Consider the following 22,303-nt stretch of genomic DNA (forward strand, 5'->3'; position numbering starts at 1 on the left):
GGCATTCTGTGTATATAATTCCTCATCAACACCATCATTTGAATGATACAACTTAGTCACGTCAGTAAATCTTTTGGAAATGGAAAAAACGCTGTGGAAGATATCTCGCTGGAAATCGCCGATGGTGAAATTATGGTTTTATTAGGTACCAGCGGCTGCGGGAAAACCACTACCCTCCGCATGATCAACAGATTGCTCGAACCCTCTGCCGGCGATATTTTCGTTAATGGAAAAAATATTAACGCCATTCCTGCCACTGATCTGCGTAAAGGGATCGGTTATGTATTGCAATTCCATGGCCTTTTCCCACACTATACGGTGATGGAAAATATCAGTACCGTTCCGGAATTGCTAGGATGGAACAAAGATAAAATCAAGGCCCGCTGCATGGAGTTGATGGAAAAACTAAAATTACCACCTGATACTTTTGCTGCGGAATATCCCGCTGCACTCAGCGGCGGTCAGCAACAACGCGTAGGCCTTGCACGCGCACTGGCAGCGGATCCACCGGTATTGCTGATGGATGAACCCTTCGGCGCATTAGATCCGTTAACGCGGACGACTGTACGCAAAGAGTTCAAATCGCTGGATGAATTGCATACAAAAACAGTAGTCCTGGTCACGCATGATATTGAAGAAGCGGTAGAACTTGGAGATCGTATCTGCCTGATGAATGAAGGCCGCATTCAGCAATTGGGCGCTCCTGCTGATCTCCTCTTCCAACCAGCAAATGATTTTGTACGCCATTTCTTCGACGGACAACGCCTCCATCTGGAACTCTCCACGCTGAAGATTAAAGATATCTGGGCCACCCTGCCAGACACGCGTCTGCCGCAGGCATACCAAGAAATAGCAGCAACTGAAAGCTGTTGGAATGCCCTAGCGGCACTCAGCAAACAAGCACTCATCGCTTCTTGGGACAACGAGGTGAAAGCCATTACCGGAGACGGTATCATGAATGGACTACACACATTCAAAAAACAGTAAGCCATGGAACCACAGATAGGATTTTTCAGTTTCATACATCAAGAATCCGGCAAGCTACTGCAACAAACTATTACGCATACTGGCCTTACTTTTATTTCCGTTCTGCTCGCTATTGCAATCGGTTTACCTTTAGGCATTCTGATCTCCAGACGCCAGCGATTGTCAGGTATTGTACTCGGCATCGCAGGTGTATTACAGACCATCCCTAGTATCGCGCTGTTGGGCTTTATGATCCCTTTATTGGGTATCGGCGCTAAACCAGCTATAGTAGCCCTTTTCCTCTACGCATTACTGCCTATCATCAGGAATACTTATACTGGCATTCTCGGGGTAGACTCCGCTATTACGGAAGCGGCCACAGGAATGGGCATGAGCACCCGCCAATTGTTATATAAAGTACAATTACCGCTGGCCATGCCAGTTATATTGGCAGGAATCCGAACGGCCACCGTCATCAATGTAGGCGTAGCTACACTGGCGGCCTATATTGCGGCAGGTGGATTGGGAGAATTTATCTTCGGGGGAATTGCCCTGAATAATACAAATATGATCCTCGCAGGCGCCATCCCAGCGGCACTTCTAGCGATACTATTCGATTGGCTCATTGGGCTGCTGCAACATATGAAATCGGGTCGCTCACGCTGGCGACTATACGTATTTCCGGCTATCATCTTGATCCTATCTTCCTTTTATCTGCTCCCATTCGAAGGCCATAGCAAATTAAAGGCAGGCTTCACGCCTGAATTCATGGGACGCAGAGATGGGAATATCGGCCTCAAATCGGTGTACGGCATACGTTTGCAGCCACTCGTCATCAGCGATATGATTATGTACAAGGCTGCCGCTCAAAAAACTGTGGATATCATCTCCGGCAGCAGTACAGACGGCCGCGCGAAAGCTTATGACCTGGTAGTACTCGAAGATGACAAACATATTTTTCCACCATATTATGCTGCCCCCATTGTCAGGGAAGAAACACTTTCACAGTTCCCAGAGCTGGCACCTACCCTTAACCTCCTGGCTGGTACAATTAATGATAGCATAATGACAGCGCTCAATTATCAGGTGGACTATCTGAAATTTAGCCCGGAAAAAGTGGCGGCAGATTTCCTCCATAACCAGGGACTCCTGCAACCCGCCCGCAACGGCAACAAGGGAACCATCCGGATAGGCTGTAAAATTTTTGGCGACGGCTATATCCTGGCAAATATGTACAAAATGCTGATTGAAGGCCATACCGATCTGGCTGTCAGCACAAAACTGGGCCTCGGAGGCACAAAAATTTGTTTCGATGCATTGAACAATAATCAGCTTGACTTGTATCCCGAATATAGCGGTACTGGTTTGCTGGCAATCCTCCAAGCTCCCCGGTCCGTTACCGACTCGATGATCGCAGATAAAAACAAAGTGTACGATTATGTAAGCCGGGAATTTGATAGTAGATACCACATCAAATGGCTGCCACCTATAGGTTTTAACAATACTTATGCGCTCATGATGCGCCGAAACCAGGCTACAGCATTACATATCCGTTCTATATCAGATCTGGCCCGTTACCTTGAAAATTAAAATGTACTATGGAACTACTGGAAAAATATAAAACTGTAAGAGCACGTTCTGAATCTATCTGCGCGCCGTTAAAAACGGAGGATTATGTAGTACAACCAGTGGTAGACGTGAGTCCCCCGAAATGGCATCTCGGCCACACTACCTGGTTCTTCGAAACATTCATCCTGCTACCAAACGTTACTGGATATACGGAATTTGATCACCAGTATAACTTCGTTTTCAATAGTTACTACGAATCTGTAGGAGCCCGCGTTATCCGAACTGATAGAGGAAATCTCAGTAGGCCGTCTGTAGAAGAAATCATGCAGTACCGCCGCTATGTGGATTATGCCATGGAAAGGCTATTGGCTCACCCTTTCCCCGCAGCGCTGGAACCTTTGCTGATTCTCGGTTTGAATCATGAAGAGCAACACCAGGAACTCCTGTACACCGATATAAAATATATCCTCGGACATAATCCATTGATGCCCCCGTACGACCGCAATCGGGCTGCCATAGCCAATAGTGGCCATCCACAAAAATGGATAGATATGCCAGCAGGTATTTATGAAATCGGCTACAAGGGAAATGATTTTTGTTTTGATAATGAATTAGGGAGACACGAAGTATCCCTGGGGCAGTATGCTATCAGTTCAGAACCGGTGTCTAATGCCGACTTCCTAGCGTTCATTAACGCTGGCGGCTATACGGATTTTCACAACTGGCACGCGGAAGGCTGGGATTGGGTGAAAACAAAGCAAATAACAGCGCCGCTATACTGGTATAACATAGATGGGGAATGGCAGCAATACGGCTGGCAAGGCCTACAGCCATTGAATCCGGACGATCCAGTATGCCATGTCAGCTACTATGAAGCAGCGGCATATGCCGCCTGGAAAGGATTGCGACTACCCACAGAATTTGAATGGGAAGCGGCCGCAGATCAATTCCATTGGGGCCAAAGATGGGAATGGACAGAAAGTGCCTATCTCCCCTATCCCGGATTTAAAAAGGCGCCAGGAGCCATTGGAGAGTATAATGGGAAGTTTATGGTAAACCAAATGGTACTGCGGGGCGCTTCAGAAGTTACCCCTCCCGATCATAGCCGGAAAACATACCGCAATTTCTTCCATCCTCCCTTGCGATGGCAGTTTACCGGTATCCGACTGGCAAAAGGTTAATTTTTTACAGACATTACAATACTGCATTATGGCTCATACTACTGTAATTCCAATACCAGCAACAGTTTGCAGGACATTCCGTCTTAAAAGCGCCTTCTACAATGATGTAGTACAAGGCCTCCGCGCCCAACAGAAATACCTGGACCCCAAATATTTCTATGATGCGGAAGGCGACCTCCTCTTCCAGCAAATCATGCAATGCCCGGAATATTACCTCACCGAATGTGAAATGGAAATCATGGTGCAGCAATCCGCCAATATCGCTGCGGCTTTCGATCAGCATGCCGGCAGTTATGATATCGTGGAACTCGGCGCCGGCGACGCTTCCAAATCTGTTCATTTGCTACAACAATTACTCAATAACGGCACCGACTATACGTATTACCCCATTGATATATCCGGCAACGTTATACAACTACTCAACAACTCACTCCCGCAAAAGCTATCTGGGCTACAGTTCCACGGCTTACAAGGAGAATATTTCGATATGCTAGAAGCGGTCAACCAGCGCTCTTCCCGCAGGAAGGTCTTGCTATTCATGGGGGCCAACATCGGTAATTTCACGCCTACGGCTGCACGCAGTTTCTGCCAACAGTTGCGTAGTCACTTACAGCCAGGGGATTTGCTCCTGACCGGCTTCGACCTGAAAAAGCACCCGCAACTGATATTACACGCTTATGATGACAGTGCAGGCATCACCAGGGAATTCAACTTCAACCTGCTGCGTAGAATCAATCGGGAACTCGATGCAAACTTCGATACCACTAAATTCGAACACTACCCCACCTACGATCCCATGACGGGCGCTTGTAAAAGTTACCTGATCAGTTTATGCAATCAACAGGTACGTATAGGCGATGACGTTATCATCAATTTTAAAGAAAATGAACCTTTATACATGGAGATCTCTCAAAAATATGATCCCGCGGAAATAGATCAACTGGCGGCTTTGGGAGGATTTAAACCACTCGCGCAGTTCCATGATCGGCGTAACTGGTTTGTGGATTGTTTGTGGCAGGCGCTATAATGATTCGCTATCACGCCTCCCCTTGATGCCATCCGCTGGAACTAATGGCAACCCCATTTCTTTTCTGCGGACAAACCATCTTACCCGGAAAATGGAGCGTTCGATTCCATAGAACATCACCATACTTGGTTTCCCAGTTTCAATAAAAACAGGAATGGATGTGCCGTCCGTCCTTCTCACTGTTTCAAGACTATATAACTCTTTGGAAACTTTGCATTTCAATGAATAGGAAACACCTGCTATCTCTGCATTGGACACAGGATGAAGTATTTTCTCCTGAAAAGTATATACGTGCCTGGTTGTCAATAAAGACCAGTTGTCGTTATTTATAAATGTAAGTACGATTGGCAGCTCTCCATCTGTCAGGCTAATTTGTTCCAGTACTGCTGGCTGCATTGGTACAGGTATGGGCTCTCCACGGTACCATGTAGTACACCTGAAAATGGCATCTTTCATCACATGCCTGTCGATATCAATATCGCTATAGGCCTTGAAAACCTGATCTTGGGTCATAGGTAGCATCATTTTAAGTATGCCGACTCAAGGCCAGCATTTCATCATTCTGCGTAAGGTAACGATTTCCCCTGTGTGATAAGCCGTATGATCCGCTATTAGCACGGCTTCCCGAAACAAATGCTGTCCATCTCCATGCCCAAAGGGCTCAAATAAGTCTACACCCGGTTTTTCCAACAGGGCAATAAAATCATGTAACTCCTCTTTAATTTTATCCAGTGATTTTTTCCAGTGCGCATCATCTTTAGGCGCAGTTTCTTTGGGCCAGTAATCATGCGGCCAGTTCATTTCCTTGTAATGCGCATTGCGACTAAATTCCAGTATATCCCACTGCGTAATACGAATATGTTCTACCAACTGCCAAATGCTGTAAGGCATATTATCTGGCACAACGCCACGCATTTCAGCAGGCAAATGTTTTACGGCATCTGTAAGGGTAACATGGGCGTTTCCCAGCAGGAGTAAGTCTTTCAGAGATTTTACAATTTGTTTTTGCTGATCCATATGACATACATTTGAGGTGTTATTGAATGTAAGCATTTTTCATGAATGGAACACCTAATTTTGCACCGCATTTGAAAGTATGAATACAGCATATTGGGATAAATATATTTCGGGAAGGAAGTATTACAAAGACATTCGCGTTGCCAAGTATACCGACAAACAACAGGTGATCGACAATTTTTTCGCCATCGGTGGAAAACGAGGCTGGTATTATGGCAATCCCCTTTGGAAGCTCCGTGGTTGGATGGACGAGCTAGTAGGCGGTCCAGGAATGCAGAGAGGTAGAAAGGATGACATCACCCTGCAAACAGGCGACTACACTGATTTCTGGCGGGTACTGGAAGCCGATCGCCAAGCGGGTATATTATTGTTGCAAGCGGAGATGAAAGTGCCTGGTGAGGCCTGGTTGCATTTTGAAGTGTTGGGGGAGACACTGGTCCAAACAGCCATTTATGTTCCTGATGGAGTGGCTGGGGAGCTTTACTGGTGGAGTGTCTGGCCATTTCATGGGTTTATTTTCCCTGGCATGCTTCGCGGAATCATAACTTATAAAAACGAAAAAAGCCGCCAATGATTGGCGGCTTCTTTCATTATGATGATTTCCGTTAATATTATTTAGCAGGTTTTTCCAGCAGTTTGAAGAACTGATCCAGTTGAGGCAGAATCACGATTCTTGTTCTGCGGTTAGCCGCTTTACCTTCTGGTGTATCGTTGCTGGAAACAGGCACAAACTCAGAACGACCAGCAGCAGTCATCCTTGCAGGAGGAATACCATATTGGTTCTGGAGAATGCGCACCACAGAGGTAGCACGTTTAACAGAGAGATCCCAGTTATCCAACAGCACATTCGGACGATAAGGCACATTATCAGTATGACCTTCTACCATGAACTCAATATCAGGCTGATTCAACAATACTTTCGCCACTTTACCTAATACATCCTTCGCTTTGTCGGTCACCTCATAACTACCACTCTTAAACAACAGTTTATCAGATATATCGATATACACCACACCTTTCTCTACCTTGATATTAATATCCTTGTCATCCAGGTTACCGATGGCGCCTTTCAAATTCAGCACCAACTGCATATTGAGAGAGTCCTTGCGGGCAATAGCGCCTTGCAGGTCCTTAATGTATGCATCCTTTGCACCGATATTGTCCAGTGATTTCTTGATACTTTCCGCCTGAGAACTGGAAATTACTGACAGTTCTTTCAGGTGTTCCAACATTTGCGTATTGTTTGTCTGTAACGCCTGTTGCTTATCCGTCATGTTCTGAATACGATCCTTATAGTTTGCCGCAGCTCTTGCAGCATCCTCGTCACATTGCTTCAGCTTTTCCGCTGTAGCCCGATAAAGGCTGTCTAAACGGGCATTTCTTGCTTCAGATTCTCGCAGCTTTCTAGGAGCGGAACAAGATGCCAGTACGGTGGTAACAGCAAGCACAGGCAGGATAAAACGGTCTATCTTCATAATAGTTTACATTTTTATAATCTGAGAAAAAATCGTTGTGTGATTAACAAAAGGACGTCGGCAAGTTACAGCCTCATAAGCAAATATGAGGCCGAATACGCTTGAATTAACAAAACCTTGAGATCTGAATTAAAATTTGATTAGTTACATATATTTAAATATAATTGCAATCATGTATCTGTAAATATTTAATTTATAATACGGCCAACACGCAAGGCCCAGTAGCCATAACGCAAAGAGACACATGTCGATTTTTATAAACTATTATTATTTTCGTTACTGTTCTGTTCACTAACTTTAAGCAACAAAAAAGCAGGGATGTTTAGGATTATCTGAGTAACTTACCCGCCAGCTTGTTCACTGTATCTGTTTTTCCAATAATTGCTGAAATGTATGAGAAAGGTGGTTTCTTCGGGTCAACCAACAATAAAGGAAATTGCAAAAAGGCTGAATATCTCTGTATCTACTGTATCCAGAGCACTGCATGATCATCACAGTATTGGCCTTAGAACGAAGGCCAGAGTGCAGCAATTGGCAGCAGAACTAGGATACGAACGCAACCAGACCGCCATTTTCTTTCAGCAAGGTAAAACATTCACTATCGGTATTCTTCTACCAGAACTCTCTGAAGCCTTCTTCTCTAGCGCTATCAGCGGCATCGAAGACACCGCCTATAGCAATAATTATACAGTACTCCTGGGCCAGTCGCATGATGATGAAGCCCGCGAAAAACAAATTATTCAAAGCTTTAAACAACACCGCGTAGACGGCTGTATCGTTTCCATCGGAAAAAATACCCGCAACTACGATCATTTCGAAATGCTCCGACAGGCGAAAATACCAGTGGTATTCTTCGACCGTATCCCGGATCTTCCCAATATCCACGCTGTTTCCTGCAACCTGGAATCTGGTACCGTACAAGCAGTAGATTTCCTCCTAAAAAAAGGACATCGCTGCATTGGTATGATCAACGGCCCAGAACAACTGGTAGCCAGCAAGGAAAGAGCGGCGGGGTATATCCGCGCACTCGGCAAACATCGCCTGAAATATGATCCAGAACTGATCGTGAATGCAGACCTTACGGCCGCCGGTACGGCTGCTGCTATGCAACACCTCCTGAAACTGAAAAGAAAAGTCACAGCAGTAGTCACTTTCAACGACTACGTAGCCATGGATGCAGTGCAATACGCCCTGAAACAAAAACTGGAAATAAATAAAGACATCACTTTTGTATCTTACGCCAATACCCCGGTGAGTAGCTATACGGCTTTTCCACCGGCAGCATCGGTAGAACAATTTCCCTACGAACAAGGACAGGCAGCCACCAACATGCTGCTAGATATCCTGAATGGCACATTGGCACTCAACGATTATCAGCAACGCATCATGGAGTCGCAATTGGTATTACATACCTAAAAAATAAAAATGGTTGGATACTGATGTTTAGCAAGGCTAGGACCTCCGCCGCAAACCTAGCCATAGCAATTGTACCATGGCAGGTCACGACTCTGTTCACTGTCTAATAGATAAATTGTTCACTGTTGCACAACATGGCGTGTGCGTTATTCACTGTAACACGCATCTGGATAAATGCGATCTTTTGCTCACTGTTGGCGCGATAATTGTTCACTGTATGCGCCGAACTGTTCACTGTTCTAAATAAGCTGCTTTTCCTGCGTAAAGAAGTTTTACATTCTTTATTAATCGCACCACTATTTTAAGCATTTGTTTTTATATATCAGCTACGCAAACGCTTGCGTTAACCACGCAAGCGTTTGCGTAATTGGCAAAATCCATTGTTTTTTATTAGCTTGGCTCCCAATTCAATCAGTAAATCATTCTATCAGATGAAAAAAATGCTGCTACGCCGGCTGAAACCCTTGCTGCCAGCCCTTCTGCTAACAACCATACTAAACGCGCAATCCAACCCGGCCAAACCTAAAACAGAGCTGGTCTATCACGATGCCATGGAATTCCCGGTAATAGATAAGTATCATCAGGAACATAACTATAACCGCCTACCGGAAAAATTCAAAGCCACGGTACGCCCGGAAGTATGGGCCCTCAGCCTCAATTCCGCCGGTATCGCCATCCGATTCCACTCCAATGCATCTACCATCTCTGCTAAATGGAAAGTGAAGAACAATGCCAGCATGAATCACATGACAGCCACCGGGATCAAAGGGCTGGACCTCTATGCCCTGGTAAACAACAAATGGCAGTTTGTAAACAGCGGTATCCCCGATAACTCCGGCAGGTCGGAACGCACCCTCCTAAACGGAGAAGTGGCGGTAGACCGCGAATACCTCCTCTTCCTGCCATTATACGATGGTGTGGACTCCTTATCTATCGGTGTTAACACCGATGCTACAATTACCCAACCAGCCAATCAACTGCTCCTAGATAAAAAACCAATCGTTTATTACGGCAGTAGTATCGCACAAGGCGGCTGCGCTTCCAGGCCAGGCATGGCTTACACGAATATCCTCGTACGTAAACTGCAACGCCCTATCATCAACTTCGGCTTCAGCGGCAACGGGATGTTCGAATCCAATGTGGGCGAAGCCCTCTGCGAAACAGATCCTGCACTTTTTGTAATCGACTGTAATCCCAATACTACACCGGATCTCATTCATGAAAGAGCTGTGAAATTGGTACAACAACTCCGCGCCTGTAAACCAACAGTGCCCATTCTGCTGGTGGAAAATTATATGTACGAAAGCGGCTTCTTTACCCCTTCTGTAAAAGAGATAGCGCTTAAAAAACAAGCAGAACTGAAAAAAGCTTATGCTGATCTGCAAAAACTGGGCGTTAAAAACCTCTTCTATACTACCGCTGAAGACTTTATTGGTGAAGATCATGAAGGCACCGTTGATGGCGTGCACCCTACAGATGTAGGTATGGAACGCTTTGCAGCCCACATCCTTCCAACGTTACAAAAACTGACGAAAGACAGACCCTAGTCTCACAATATAAAACCCAAAAATCGACACCCATGAAAAGCGTATATACTTTCCTGTTAGCCTTACTCGGCATGGCCATTTCTACGCGTGCTTTTGCCGCTGGGGAAGACTCTATTCGCCTCAAAGGCTTTCCCTCCGCTGGTTACTGGCTGAATAAACCCGCCAACGCAGTAGCTAAAAACAATAATGTAAGTATTGTAGCAGGAAAAGGAACCGACTTCTTCCACTACGGTGGCGGAGACTTTAAAATGACTACGGCTCCTATCCTGCTATTCAATCCAGACGCGGATTTCACGGTAACAACGAAATTAAAAGTAGGCTTCAAAGATACCTATGATGGCGGTGCTATTTTCGTTTATGCAGATAGCACCCACTATATAAAATTCCTTTTTGAAAAAAGCCATTACGGCACCAAGTCTGTTTGCTCCGGCGTCACCAACACTTACACAGACGATGCGAATAACGCGGTCGCACCTACGAATGAAGTATGGATGCGCCTCAGTAAAAGAGGAAATTTCTACGGTATGTTCTATTCCATGGATGGAAAAACCTGGATAGCTGCCAGACAAGTAAATTTTCAACCTACCGGCAAAATCAAGCTGGGCTTCTCTTCTCAGTCACCGCTGGGAGCAAGCTGCGAAAGTATTTTCTCTGATATTCAATATGTGCCTAAAGGGTTTACCAACGGTAACACTGGCGAGTAATTTCTTTCGGATATCCGCAAAGCGAAAACGGGCGACATCGAAGATGTCGCCCATTTTCGCTTTATCTCTTGTAGTTCCGCGCTGAGCGCGGAACTACAAGAGTAGTTTTGTTTTCCGACCGAAGAATGAAAACAAAACACTTATAAAGTATTGATCTATTTGAGATACAGATCAAAGTAATCTGTAATCTTCTGCATCAAATGAACCCTATCTTTCCCCAACACATTATGCAAATGACCAGGGTAAACAAAATAATCCACCTGCGTACCCGTATCCACACAGGATTTCAGGAACTTGATAGAATGCTCCCATACCACCACATCATCATTGGTACCATGAATCAGCATTAAATGACCTTTCAGATTTTTTGTTTTGGTCAGCAGATTATTATCCGCATAGCCTTGCGGATTTTCCTGCGGGGTATCCATATAACGTTCGGTATACATCACTTCATACATAGACCAGTCAATCACCGGACCACCAGCTACTGCGGCTTTGAACACTTCCGGATGACGCAACATCAACGAAGTAGTCATAAATCCACCAAAACTCCAGCCGTGTACGCCCATTTTGTCGGCATTCACATAAGGCAGTGATTTCAAGTAAGCAACGCCTTGCAGTTGGTCATTCATCTCCACAGTACCTAACTGACGGAAAGTAGCCTGTTCAAAGGCCATTCCTCGGTTAAGACTACCACGACCATCCATGGTAAACACAATATATCCATGTTGGGCCATATACTCATACCAAAGATTGCCACTGGCCGGCCAGGTGTTCTTGATCAGTTGTACATTCGGGCCATTGTACAGGTATACAATCACCGGATACTTACGGGTAGAATCGAAATCCACCGGCAGAATGATTTTACCATACAATGGGGTGCCATCATCTGCTTTCAGGGTAATGTTTTTGATTTCAGGACGCTTGAATTCCTTCAGCGGATCTTTACTGTCAATCAGGGTTTGCACCCATTTACCTTTTACGGCCAAAACCTGCGATACAGCAGGAACATTCGCTGCACTGTAAACATCCAACAAGTAATTACCATCCTGACTTAACTGTGCTTCATGCCATCCGGCTGCATTATCCAGGCGGCGCATAGCAGCAGTTTTCAGCAATACGGCATACGGATGCTTCTCCATTGGACTTTCTTTCGCAGTATTGATCACTACTTCGCCGGTTCCAGCATTAAAGCCCAGGATCTCATTCACCACCCAGTTACCTTTTGTCAACTGACGAATCAACTGCCCATTGGTATTGTAAAGATAGAGATGACGATAACCATCCCGATCGGAATACCAAATGAACTGGTCATTCTTGCCAGGAACGAAGGTCAGCCCATGTTCTGGATGTACATATTTGCTATCCGTTTCTTCAAAGAGCGTTTTTACTAAGTCGCCAGTAGCAGTGCTGTACTGGTTCAACCACAAATGGTTTTGCTCACGATTGAGAATAGCAATATAGACAGATTGCTGATCCGGCGCCCAGGTTACCCCTGTGAGGTAATGATCTGCAGGCAAACCAGTTTTCAGAAATATCGTTTTTTGTGTGCTCGGTTGGTAAATGCCAAGGGTTACTTCGTGAGAAGTACCGCCAGCCATAGGATACTTTATCAGGTTGGCTTTCGCTGGTACCACAGACCAGTCTACCACCGGATAATCCTTTACCATACGCTGGTCCATACGGTAGAAAGCCAGTTGGTCGCCATTTGGAGAGAAAAATATACCGCCGTTGATACCAAATTCATCTCGGTGTACGCTTTTTCCGTTCACAATGTTTGCGTCGGCATCATTGGTAACGGAAAGGGTACGACCATCGGCCGTGCGGAGGAAAAGGTTGTTGTTGACAGTCCAGGCGATCTGGTTGCTTTTAGGATTTAGGGAGACATTTTCCGCTCCTTCGGGAAGGGTACACAAGGTATTGCCTTGCCATTTACCATCTTTCAGGGTCACGGTATATACCTTGTTTGCCATGGTAAACCAGGCATTGGTAGCATTGATCCATTTGAGCGGAGGGAGGCCACGAAGCGGGCTTCCAGAGAAAAGTTGTTCATTCAGGTTGGCGGTAGTCAACAGGGTATCAGCTTTCATGGAAGGAACGCTGTATTTCACCCAGGCCGTGGAACCATTGGCTGTAATTGCTCTTGTGTAGGCGTTTTCACCGGGAATCCATTCAAACATTTTCAGCTTTTCGGGGGCCAGCTCCATGCGAAGCCTGTTGGTAGCTTCCGACATAGTGTACATCCGCTGCTGGGCATAGGTATATTGCCAGGCACTCATCACAGATCCAGTCAAAAGCACTAGGAACGCTTTTTTCATCCTTTTAACTTTTTAGGATGCGAATGTAACCAAAAGAAGCCTGTTTACCGCGGGAAATCAGCCTACAGCACCATTACGCTGTATCCATTCCCTTTCTTCCGGCAACAAGTAATCGGCGCGTTTTTCTGTAATCCAGGAAAAGGTTTTCTTCACTTCCGCTTTTGCTGCCCGGAACTTCCAAAGAAATTCCATGCCCAGCATCAGGTCTGTGAAGCCGTTTTTGTGGGAATCGCCATTGAGATGATGGGTTTCACCAGTTCTTTTACGTGACAGTAACTCTGTGATACGATTAATCACCGCCTGTATGGCATTTTCGTCGGCATATTTATAAATCGCCTGCATGGCCTCAAATTTCAACTGTCCACGCATCAGGCAACGAGCATAGAACAAGACTTCTTTCTCCCGCTCTATGTCGGCTATGGTGGCAAAAGCAAGACTCCTAACATCAGAACGGTGATGCTCCAATAACCGTTTCAATGCACCCAAGCTTTTGCGGGTAGCAATTCTATTCAACAATACTGCTATATAATATATATCATATTCATTAACAGTACGTTGTAATATTTGCAATACCCACTCTTCCACCGCTGGGTTTTTAGTCCCTTTCAGGGCCAGCAGGGCGGATCTACGTACGTTGGTATTGGTAGACAACGCATTATTCAGCAAGGGCTGTACATTGATATAAGAAGGAATGGGCAGGCCTCGTTCCAAGTCTTGTTGAATGCCGGTAATCATATCGGCATCCTGTTCTATTTTGAGTCGGTCGATTAAAAAACGAATTACTTCAGGGTCATTTGTATTGCGAGACAGTTGCGCTATGATATACAAAGCTGCTCTCCTCCTTTCCTTGTTCTCTTCATGTTCAATGTATTGATACAGAACGGGAATGTAGGCATGATTGGCTAGTTGTTCGGCCTCCCGGAGCGCCTGCCAGCTAATTGTCTGAGTTTCCTGGAGCTGATCTGATCGGTCGCATATCCGGCTGATGAGGGTTTGAATATAATCCATCGCTGTTGTTATTTGATCTGCTACCCCTGCATTTCCAAGAACCATACCAACCTGAATAAAGCTGCTTAAATGTAGGGATTCCCCTCTTTCATTAACAGTTTTGTACTACATTTGCTGCGGTATTTTTGGATCGGTTTCGATATTTTAGAACAGACTTACAGATGCACATGTTACTCAAAAACGTCAGAATTTTAGCGCCTTCCTCTCCTTTCCATGGGCAGCAAAAAGACATTTCCATTCAGAACGGTATTATCCACCAAGTGGCAGACCACCTGGAGGATAACCACGCTACTGTCATTTCAGGTGAAAACCTGCATGTTTCAGCAGGTTGGATGGATATTTTCTCTCATTTTTCAGACCCAGGCCAGGAATATAAGGAAGACCTTTACACTGGTGTCAAGGCAGCGGCAAGAGGTGGTTATACAACCGTAATGGTAGTTCCCAATACCCAACCCGCCCTTCATACCAAAGCGCAGATAGAATATGTCATCAGCAAAACACGCCACAGCGCTGTGAATGTGCTGCCAATTGGCGCCGCCACCAAAAATCTGGAAGGTACCGGACTAGCTGAAATGTATGAAATGAGAGAAGCCGGCGCCGTAGCGTTCTCCGATGGCTGGAAACCATTGCAATCACCCGGCCTGCTCCTGAAAGCCCTCCAATACATCAAGGCTTTCGACGGCACCCTGATCCAGCTCCCAGACGACCATAGCGTTTCTGCACACGGCCTCATGAATGAGGGTATCTACTCTACACAACTGGGTATGCCTGGCAAACCTGCCCTGGCAGAAGAACTGATCGTTCAACGTGATATAGAACTAGCAAAATATACAGACTCACACCTGCATATCACCGGTATCACCACTCGCAAATCAGTGGAAATGATCGCTGCGGCCAAAGCGCAGGGTATCAAGGTAACCTGTTCTGTAACACCTTACCACCTGTCGCTGACAGATGCCAGCCTGGTGAACTACGATACCAACCTGAAAGTAAACCCTCCCCTCAGAGGCGCCGATGATGTGAAAGCTTTACAGGATGCAGTGAAAAACGGTATTATCGATTGCTTTGCTACCCATCATCTGCCACAAGACTGGGATGCTAAAGTAGTCGAGTTCGAATATGCAAAAAATGGTATGATCGGCTTGGAAAGTAGCTTCGGTGTCATCCGCAAACACCTACCGGAAGTACCACTGGAACATTTGATTTCCATGCTGACAGACAAACCCCGTAAAATATTCGGTCTGCAACAACCTACCCTCCAGGAAGGTGCTGTAGCCAACCTTACGGTGTTCAACCCTGATGAAGAATGGATTTTCACGGAGGCAGATATTGCTTCCAGGTCCAGAAATTCAGCGTATATTGGGGCAGCCCTAAAAGGTAGAGCCGTAGCTGTAGTGAATAATGGGCAAGTAACAAAATAAACCTGGTTCTTATATTCCTACATCCATAAAACAATTTGTTGCTATGTCAAACAAAAACCACATTCCTTACGGAATAGTTACTGCCCTCGTCCTTTTTGTTTATAACCTCGTCATGTACTTCATGAAATTGAACATGGAGAGATGGACCGGATGGGTAGGCATGCTGCTGCTAGCCGTAGGCGTTATTCTTGCTTGTCTTGATTTCGGAAAGAAAAATGCAGGACAAACTTTCGGAACCATTTTCGCTAATGGTTTTAAAACAACGGCTGTGATCACCGTGCTTTCCATCCTGCTGACAGTTGTCATGCTGATCATCTTCCCTGACATGAAAGAGCAAACATTGGAAGCAGCTCGTAAGCAAATGGAATTAAACAAGACACCAGAAGATGCCATTCAGAAAGCACTGGAGCTGACAAGTAGAATGTATTTTGTGTTTGCCATTGGTGGAATACTGTTCACCTACATGATCCTAGGTGTAATCGCTTCCCTGATCGGAGCAGCGGTAGCGCCCAAAGAACAAAAGGCCCAGGGCTAAGAAAATATTATCAAGGAGAAATTATCAATGAGTTTGAACATATCCGTAATCGTTCCTTTAAAAAACGAAGAAGAATCACTACCAGAGCTGGCCGCCTGGATCGACCGTGTCATGCGGGAACACCACTTCTCCTATGAAGTATGGATGATCGACGATGGCAGCACAGACAACTCTTGGCAGGTCATTCAACAGCTTGGAACAGAAAACCCACAAATCAAAGGCATCAAATTTCAACGCAACTATGGTAAGTCCGCCGCCCTCAATGAAGGGTTCGCGGCCGCCCAAGGAGACGTTGTCATCACTATGGACGCAGATCTGCAAGATAGTCCGGATGAAATCCCAGACCTCTATCGCATGATCATCGAAGATGGCTATGACCTCGTCAGCGGTTGGAAAAAGAAACGCTACGATAACGCATTTACCAAAAACCTGCCCTCCAAACTCTATAACTACACCACTACCCGCATGAGCGGCGTTAAACTACACGACATGAACTGCGGCCTCAAATCCTACCGCAGGAAAGTAGTGAAGTCTATAGAAGTGTACGGCGAAATGCACAGGTACATCCCTGTCATCGCCAAATGGAACGGCTTCCGTAACATCGGTGAAAAAGTAGTAGAACACAGAGCCCGCAAATACGGCACCACCAAATTTGGCCTGGAACGCTTTATCAACGGATTCCTCGACCTCGCTACCATCATGTTTATCGGGAAATTTGGGAAAAGACCCATGCACCTCTTCGGTGCCCTTGGGACCTTCTTCTTTATCCTGGGTTTTGTAATCGCTGGATATCTCAGCTTCGCGAAAATTTTCTACGATAAATACAATATGACCGACAGACCTATCTTCTTCCTAGCCCTGCTGGCAATGATTATAGGCTCTCAATTATTCCTCACAGGTTTTATCGGCGAACTGGTGACACGCAATGCCACAGAACGTAATATCTACCTAGTAGAAGAAAGAATGGACAACACGATCTAATGACGCAAAGAAAGAAAATACTCATCATCGGCACAGCCTACCCCTTCCGGGGTGGGCTTGCTGCGTATAATGAAAGACTGGCAGAAGAACTGCAAAAGGAAAACCATGAGGTGGAAATATTCACTTTCACCGTCCAATACCCGGAATTACTTTTCCCAGGCAAAAGCCAGTACTCTACCGATCCAGCACCCGCACACCTGCGCATCAAACGCCTTGTCAATTCCGTCAACCCGCTGAATTGGCTCAAAGCAGGCCGCGCTATCCGCAAAATGAACCCAGACATCATCATTGTCAAATTCTGGCTACCCATCATGGGCCCCGCTTTCGGAAGCCTACTGCGACTCGGTAAAAAGAAACATCATACCAAGGTAATCTCCATCCTGGATAACGTGGTACCCCACGAAAAACGCCCGGGTGATGTCCCCTTTACAAAATATTTCCTCAAACCCGTGGATGCATTTATCGCGATGAGTCAATCTGTACTCAACGATCTCCGCGTGTTTGAGCCCAATAAACCGGCATCCCTCATTCCCCATCCTATCTATGATAACTATGGGGAACAAATTTCTAAAGAGGCTGCTAGAGCCAATTTAAAGCTACAACCAGGTAAAAAATATATCCTGTTCTTCGGTTTTATCCGCGCCTACAAAGGCCTGGACCTCCTGCTCAAAGCCATGGCCGATGAACGCCTGAAAAAACTGGATATACATGCCATTGTAGCCGGTGAATTCTATGAAGATGCCGCTCCCTATCAGCAACTCCTACAGGAATTGCAACTAGGCGATCGCGTACTCATGCATACAGATTTCATCCCCAACGAAGCAGTTAAAAATTATTTCTGTGCCGCAGATCTAGTAGTACAACCCTATAAAAGTGCCACCCAAAGCGGTATTTCGCAGATCGCATACCACTTTGATAAACCAATGGTGGTCACCAATGTAGGTGGACTCACGGAAATGGTACCAGACGGCGTAGTAGGCTTCCAATGTGAGCCCGATCCGCAAAGCATCGCCGCTGCCATCGAGAAATATTTCGTGGAAAACCGCGAAGCCGATATGGTAGCTGCCTTGCAACAGGAAAAATTAAAATATTCCTGGCATCGCCTGGCCACAGAAATTCATAAATTAGCCGACAACATTTCTTAAGATATCTAAACCAAAACAAAGGCGTGATTTACAGAAGTAAAGCTCCTCTACGTATAGGCCTTGCCGGTGGCGGCACCGACGTAAGTCCTTATTCCGACTTATACGGCGGCGCTATCCTCAATGCAACCATATCTCTCTATGCACGCGCTTCCATCGAACCGCTGACAGAGAACAAAGTGATTTTTGAATCTGCTGACAGAAGAGAATCCCTCTCCTACGATGCAACCTATCCCCTGCCATTAGATGGCAAGTTGGATATCCTCAAAGGAGTGGTAAACCGCCTGTATAAAGACTATGGCCAGCTCCCTTCTGGGTTCAAGCTGACCACCTTCGTGGACGCACCTGCTGGCTCCGGCCTCGGCACCTCCTCTACACTAGTAGTGGCTGTACTCGGCGCCTTCGCGGAATGGCTGAAACTCCCCCTGGGTGAATACGATATGGCCCACCTGGCCTACTCTATTGAAAGAGAAGACCTTAAACAGGCCGGCGGCAAACAAGACCAGTATGCAGCTACTTTCGGTGGCGTGAACTTCATGGAATTCTATGCCGGCGATAAAGTAATCGTGAACCCGCTCCGCATCAAGGACGTATATCTCCACGAACTGGAAAATAACCTGGTGCTCTTCTATACTTCTACCAGTCGCCTCTCTTCTAGCATTATCTCTGAACAACAGAAAAATGTAAACGAAAAGAAAGACGACTCCATTGACGCCATGCATCATCTCAAAGAACAATCTGTGATGATGAAAGAAGCCCTGCTACGCGGTTCCATCGATAAGATCGGGGAAATCCTGGACTATGGCTTTCAATACAAGAAAAAAATGGCAAAAGGAATCTCCAATCCACAACTGGATGAGATTTATGAGGCAGCCCGCAATGCCGGCGCCAGTGGCGGTAAAATCTCCGGCGCAGGTGGTGGAGGCTTCATGATCTTCTATTGCCCGAAAAATACCCGCTTCGCCGTAGTAGATGCCCTGGGCAAATTCGGCGGAGATGTTAAACGTTATCATTTTACCAATAATGGTGTTCAAACCTGGAGCATCTAATTTAACTTTACCCGATGAAGCAAGAAATTGTTAACAGATTGAAGGCAAGTATTGCCGTAAAGGAAGCTATCGCTCAGGATGAACAACTGCTGGAAACCATCCGGCAAGTGGCGGATGTAATTACCCACAGCCTCCGCGAAGACCATAAAATTCTGTTCTGCGGAAACGGAGGCAGCGCCGCGGATGCCCAGCACCTCGCCGCCGAATTCTCCGGCAGATTCTATAAAGATCGTACCCCACTCTATGCGGAAGCACTGCATTGCAACTCTTCCTACATGACAGCCGTGGGCAACGACTATGGATACGACCAAGTATACGCACGTATCCTGCGCGGCATCGGCCGCAAAGGCGATGTACTGGTATGTATTTCCACCTCCGGTAATTCCTCCAATATCCTGGAAGCCATGAAAGTGGCCAAAGCACAAGGCATGATCATCGTTAGCATGACTGGCCAAACCGGCGGAAAAATGAAAGATGGCAGCGATTACCTGCTCAATATGCCCTCCACTGATACGCCTCGCATCCAAGAAGCGCATATCACTACCGGTCATATCATCTGTGAAATAGTAGAAAACAACCTGTTCTCCTAATGACAACAGAATGTATCGTACTGGCGGGTGGCCTCGGTACCCGCCTTCGCAGTGCAGTTGCTGACAAACCAAAGTGCATGGCGCCCATAGGTGACCAGCCTTTCCTTTTCTACCTCCTGCATTACCTACACCAACAGGGAATTACCCATGCTATCCTCTCTCTCGGCTATAAAGCCGAACAAGTGATAGACTGGTGTAATAGCCAACGGTTGCCCTTACGCGTATCTTTCGCCATAGAACCAGAACCCCTTGGCACTGGCGGCGGCATCGTATACGCGCTAGGAAAAGTAGAAGGGGATAATGTCTTCATCGTTAACGGAGATACTTATTTTGATGTGAACCTCCCCGCATTCGATGCGTTCCATCAATCGCATAAAAGCCACCTTTCCTTAGCGCTGAAGCCGATGGTGCAGTTCGACCGCTATGGCACTGTTTCACAGGATGAAAATGCCCTCATCACCGCTTTCAGAGAGAAACAATTCATGGAAGCAGGACTGATCAATGGCGGCGTTTATCTTACCAGCGCCACCTATCTGAAGAGTCTCCAATTACCGGGAAAGTTCTCTTTCGAAAAAGAAGTACTAGAACCAATGGCAGCCAGCCAACAGCTCTACGGCTTTATCAGCGATACCTATTTTATCGATATCGGTATTCCAGAAGATTATCAGGCTGCTGCCAGATACCTTCCGTATAACCATTAACGTTAGTATTCAATCATGACCTTATTTCTGGACAGGGACGGTGTCATCAACGACGAAATTAAAGGCGGATACGTCCTGCAATGGGATATGTTCCGCTTCAGCGATGGCGTGCTCCAAGCACTCAGTATCCTCCACCATCACTTTGATCGTATTGTCATCGTCACCAACCAGCGCTGCATCGGACGCGGCCTTCTCACTCCCGCAGGTTTGGACAATATCCATTCCCATATGCTAGCTGAAATCCGCCAGCATGGCGGTCGTATCGATAAAATTTACTACTGCCCAGACGTGGATAATGACAGCCCTTGTCGTAAACCACAAAATGGAATGGCATTTCAAGCCAAGGAAGACTTCCCCGAGATCGATTTCAATCAATCAATAATGGTTGGCAATACAATGGGAGATATGCAATTCGGACGTAACCTGGGGATGAAAACAGTTTTCATCCCCTCCACCCTTCCGGATATGCAGGTTCCACACCCACTGATCGATCAAAGATGTGATTCCCTGCTCGATTTTGCCAGGAGCCTTCCATCATTAGCAAGACAATAATTTCGTCCTGTAACCGTATAATAAGTATGGTAAAAAAAATATTACTGTTTATCCTACTCTCCTGCCCTATCCTGCAAGCACAAGCCCAGGTACCAAACGCCGCGTCTAAAGCGCACTTGCGACACTACCAGGATACCCTGCAGCAGTTAAGCCAGGAAATCTTCAGCGGAAAAGGCGATGACGGCCGCCAGCAAGCCTGCGATGCCTTTATCCCAACCCTCGTACGAGCACTGAAGAGCAAATACTCCTTTAAATATCGGTTCGATTCGCTGCGAACAGTCTCTATTCAATATCCGACAGACAGTTCCTTCCGTATCTTTACCTGGGCATTGGAAAGGGAAAATGGCTTCTATCGCCACTATGGCGCCATCCAGATGAATACTCCGGATGGTCAACTGAAGCTCTTTCCACTCTTCGATGCCTCTGATTATATGACCAATCCGGATACCATCACAGATAACAAATCCTGGTATGGTTGCCTCTATTATCGGATTGAACAAAAACATTACTTCAACAAGGAATATTATACCCTCTTCGGCTGGGATGCAAATAATCCACGCAGCCAGAAGAAAATCATTGAAATGCTGACCTTCAAAAACGGACAACCAGTATTTGGCGGGCCTTTCTTCAGTTTCAGTCAGGATAGCGTGAAACAGCCTACCAGGAATAGGTTTATCCTGGAATACAAAAAGGAAAGCAGCATTAGCCTGAATTACAATAAAGAAAAAGACATGATCATATTTGATCACCTTATTTCTGAAAGTAATGAGCCGGAGAAGAAATTTACCCTGGTGTCAGATATGGACTACGAAGGCTTCAAATGGATGATGGGACAATGGATACATGTAGAAAAGATCTTTCACGATGCTATCCCGCTAGGGCAAGGTCCTCCAGTTCCACAACCTATGGACGTTAAAAAGAAAAGCATGACGAATCCAAAAAGCGTGGATGATTACAACCAGGAAGCGGCACCAGCCAAGCAACCAACAGGCATTAAAAAGCCTAAGCAAAAATAAAAAATAAGCTGTAGCAAAAACGGGATGGACGTCGAAACGTCCATCCCGTTTTTGTTTTTTTCGTCGTCCCTGCCCAGTGGGCAGGGAC

At 46.0% G+C, this 22,303-nt stretch carries 22 protein-coding genes; 17 read left to right on the plus strand and 5 right to left on the minus strand.

What is annotated here, in order from left to right:
* Positions 1-42: 42 nt before the first annotated feature.
* Genes JO154_RS03305 through JO154_RS03320 form a run of 4 tightly spaced genes read left to right on the plus strand, consistent with a single transcriptional unit; the run spans position 43 to position 4,743 of the window.
* Positions 43-987, plus strand: a complete 945-nt coding sequence (locus tag JO154_RS03305; RefSeq protein WP_291941807.1) for an ATP-binding cassette domain-containing protein — start codon at positions 43-45, stop codon at positions 985-987.
* A gap of 3 nt (positions 988-990) precedes the next feature.
* The gene (locus tag JO154_RS03310; protein ID WP_291941808.1) at positions 991-2,556 is read left to right on the plus strand and encodes an ABC transporter permease/substrate-binding protein; all 1,566 of its coding nucleotides are present in this window, start codon (positions 991-993) and stop codon (positions 2,554-2,556) included.
* Positions 2,557-2,564: 8 nt separating this feature from the next.
* Positions 2,565-3,716, plus strand: a complete 1,152-nt coding sequence (gene egtB / locus JO154_RS03315) for an ergothioneine biosynthesis protein EgtB (protein ID WP_291941809.1) — start codon at positions 2,565-2,567, stop codon at positions 3,714-3,716.
* 28 nt (positions 3,717-3,744) lie between these two features.
* Positions 3,745-4,743: an L-histidine N(alpha)-methyltransferase gene (locus tag JO154_RS03320; protein WP_291941810.1), complete on the plus strand. Its 999-nt coding sequence runs from the start codon at positions 3,745-3,747 to the stop codon at positions 4,741-4,743.
* Here the strand turns inward: JO154_RS03320 and JO154_RS03325 are convergent.
* Both JO154_RS03325 and JO154_RS03330 read right to left on the minus strand, forming a co-directional pair.
* Entirely contained in the window at positions 4,738-5,256 is a 519-nt protein-coding gene (locus JO154_RS03325) for a hypothetical protein (RefSeq protein ID WP_291941812.1), read from the minus strand. The genes JO154_RS03320 and JO154_RS03325 overlap by 6 nt on opposite strands.
* A gap of 27 nt (positions 5,257-5,283) precedes the next feature.
* Positions 5,284-5,760 carry a DinB family protein gene (locus tag JO154_RS03330; protein WP_291941814.1) on the minus strand — a complete coding sequence of 159 codons (477 nt, stop codon included), beginning with the start codon at positions 5,758-5,760 and terminating at the stop codon, positions 5,284-5,286.
* 79 nt (positions 5,761-5,839) lie between these two features.
* On the opposite strand from JO154_RS03330, the gene JO154_RS03335 reads away from it, so the two are divergent.
* Positions 5,840-6,334 carry a DUF2867 domain-containing protein gene (locus tag JO154_RS03335; RefSeq protein ID WP_291941815.1) on the plus strand — a complete coding sequence of 165 codons (495 nt, stop codon included), beginning with the start codon at positions 5,840-5,842 and terminating at the stop codon, positions 6,332-6,334.
* A gap of 37 nt (positions 6,335-6,371) precedes the next feature.
* Here JO154_RS03335 and JO154_RS03340 read toward each other — a convergent pair whose 3' ends face one another.
* Complete coding sequence (locus JO154_RS03340; RefSeq protein WP_291941816.1) at positions 6,372-7,235, minus strand: OmpA family protein; 864 nt, start codon at positions 7,233-7,235, stop codon at positions 6,372-6,374.
* A 393-nt stretch (positions 7,236-7,628) separates the two neighbouring features.
* On the opposite strand from JO154_RS03340, the gene JO154_RS03345 reads away from it, so the two are divergent.
* The 3 genes from JO154_RS03345 to JO154_RS03355 all read left to right on the plus strand — a co-directional run bounded on the left by JO154_RS03345 (position 7,629) and on the right by JO154_RS03355 (position 10,902).
* Positions 7,629-8,651, plus strand: a complete 1,023-nt coding sequence (locus JO154_RS03345; RefSeq protein ID WP_291941817.1) for a LacI family DNA-binding transcriptional regulator — start codon at positions 7,629-7,631, stop codon at positions 8,649-8,651.
* Between the two features lie 431 nt (positions 8,652-9,082).
* Positions 9,083-10,198, plus strand: coding sequence for an SGNH/GDSL hydrolase family protein (locus JO154_RS03350; protein WP_291941818.1), 1,116 nt, complete (start codon positions 9,083-9,085; stop codon positions 10,196-10,198).
* 32 nt (positions 10,199-10,230) lie between these two features.
* The gene (locus tag JO154_RS03355) at positions 10,231-10,902 is read left to right on the plus strand and encodes a DUF1349 domain-containing protein (protein WP_291941819.1); all 672 of its coding nucleotides are present in this window, start codon (positions 10,231-10,233) and stop codon (positions 10,900-10,902) included.
* Positions 10,903-11,057: 155 nt separating this feature from the next.
* On the opposite strand, the gene JO154_RS03360 is transcribed toward JO154_RS03355, so the two are convergent.
* Together JO154_RS03360 and JO154_RS03365 are read right to left on the minus strand one after the other, a co-directional pair.
* Positions 11,058-13,220 carry a DPP IV N-terminal domain-containing protein gene (locus tag JO154_RS03360; RefSeq protein WP_291941820.1) on the minus strand — a complete coding sequence of 721 codons (2,163 nt, stop codon included), beginning with the start codon at positions 13,218-13,220 and terminating at the stop codon, positions 11,058-11,060.
* A gap of 57 nt (positions 13,221-13,277) precedes the next feature.
* A complete protein-coding gene (locus JO154_RS03365) occupies positions 13,278-14,273 on the minus strand; it encodes a hypothetical protein (RefSeq protein ID WP_291941821.1) in 996 nt (331 codons plus the stop codon).
* A 122-nt stretch (positions 14,274-14,395) separates the two neighbouring features.
* On the opposite strand from JO154_RS03365, the gene JO154_RS03370 reads away from it, so the two are divergent.
* Genes JO154_RS03370 through JO154_RS03410 form a run of 9 tightly spaced genes read left to right on the plus strand, consistent with a single transcriptional unit; the run spans position 14,396 to position 22,215 of the window.
* A complete protein-coding gene (locus JO154_RS03370) occupies positions 14,396-15,649 on the plus strand; it encodes a dihydroorotase (RefSeq protein WP_291941822.1) in 1,254 nt (417 codons plus the stop codon).
* A gap of 43 nt (positions 15,650-15,692) precedes the next feature.
* Positions 15,693-16,184 (plus strand): DUF4199 domain-containing protein, encoded by a 492-nt coding sequence (locus tag JO154_RS03375; RefSeq protein WP_291941824.1) that lies wholly within the window; start codon positions 15,693-15,695, stop codon positions 16,182-16,184.
* Positions 16,185-16,211: 27 nt separating this feature from the next.
* A complete protein-coding gene (locus JO154_RS03380) occupies positions 16,212-17,165 on the plus strand; it encodes a glycosyltransferase family 2 protein (protein WP_291941825.1) in 954 nt (317 codons plus the stop codon).
* Positions 17,165-18,310: a glycosyltransferase gene (locus tag JO154_RS03385; protein WP_291941826.1), complete on the plus strand. Its 1,146-nt coding sequence runs from the start codon at positions 17,165-17,167 to the stop codon at positions 18,308-18,310. Before JO154_RS03380 ends, JO154_RS03385 begins: the two co-directional genes overlap by 1 nt.
* A gap of 23 nt (positions 18,311-18,333) precedes the next feature.
* Positions 18,334-19,356, plus strand: a complete 1,023-nt coding sequence (locus tag JO154_RS03390) for a dehydrogenase (protein ID WP_291941828.1) — start codon at positions 18,334-18,336, stop codon at positions 19,354-19,356.
* Positions 19,357-19,370: 14 nt separating this feature from the next.
* Positions 19,371-19,946 (plus strand): SIS domain-containing protein, encoded by a 576-nt coding sequence (locus JO154_RS03395; protein WP_291941830.1) that lies wholly within the window; start codon positions 19,371-19,373, stop codon positions 19,944-19,946.
* A complete protein-coding gene (locus JO154_RS03400; protein WP_291941831.1) occupies positions 19,946-20,647 on the plus strand; it encodes a nucleotidyltransferase family protein in 702 nt (233 codons plus the stop codon). Before JO154_RS03395 ends, JO154_RS03400 begins: the two co-directional genes overlap by 1 nt.
* 15 nt (positions 20,648-20,662) lie before the next feature.
* Positions 20,663-21,199, plus strand: coding sequence for an HAD-IIIA family hydrolase (locus JO154_RS03405; protein WP_291941833.1), 537 nt, complete (start codon positions 20,663-20,665; stop codon positions 21,197-21,199).
* Between the two features lie 26 nt (positions 21,200-21,225).
* Positions 21,226-22,215 (plus strand): hypothetical protein, encoded by a 990-nt coding sequence (locus JO154_RS03410; RefSeq protein ID WP_291941834.1) that lies wholly within the window; start codon positions 21,226-21,228, stop codon positions 22,213-22,215.
* The last annotated feature ends 88 nt before the right edge of the window (positions 22,216-22,303 follow it).

It is taken from the genome of Chitinophaga sp. (genome assembly GCF_019236475.1).
Taxonomy (GTDB): Bacteria; Bacteroidota; Bacteroidia; order Chitinophagales; family Chitinophagaceae; genus Chitinophaga.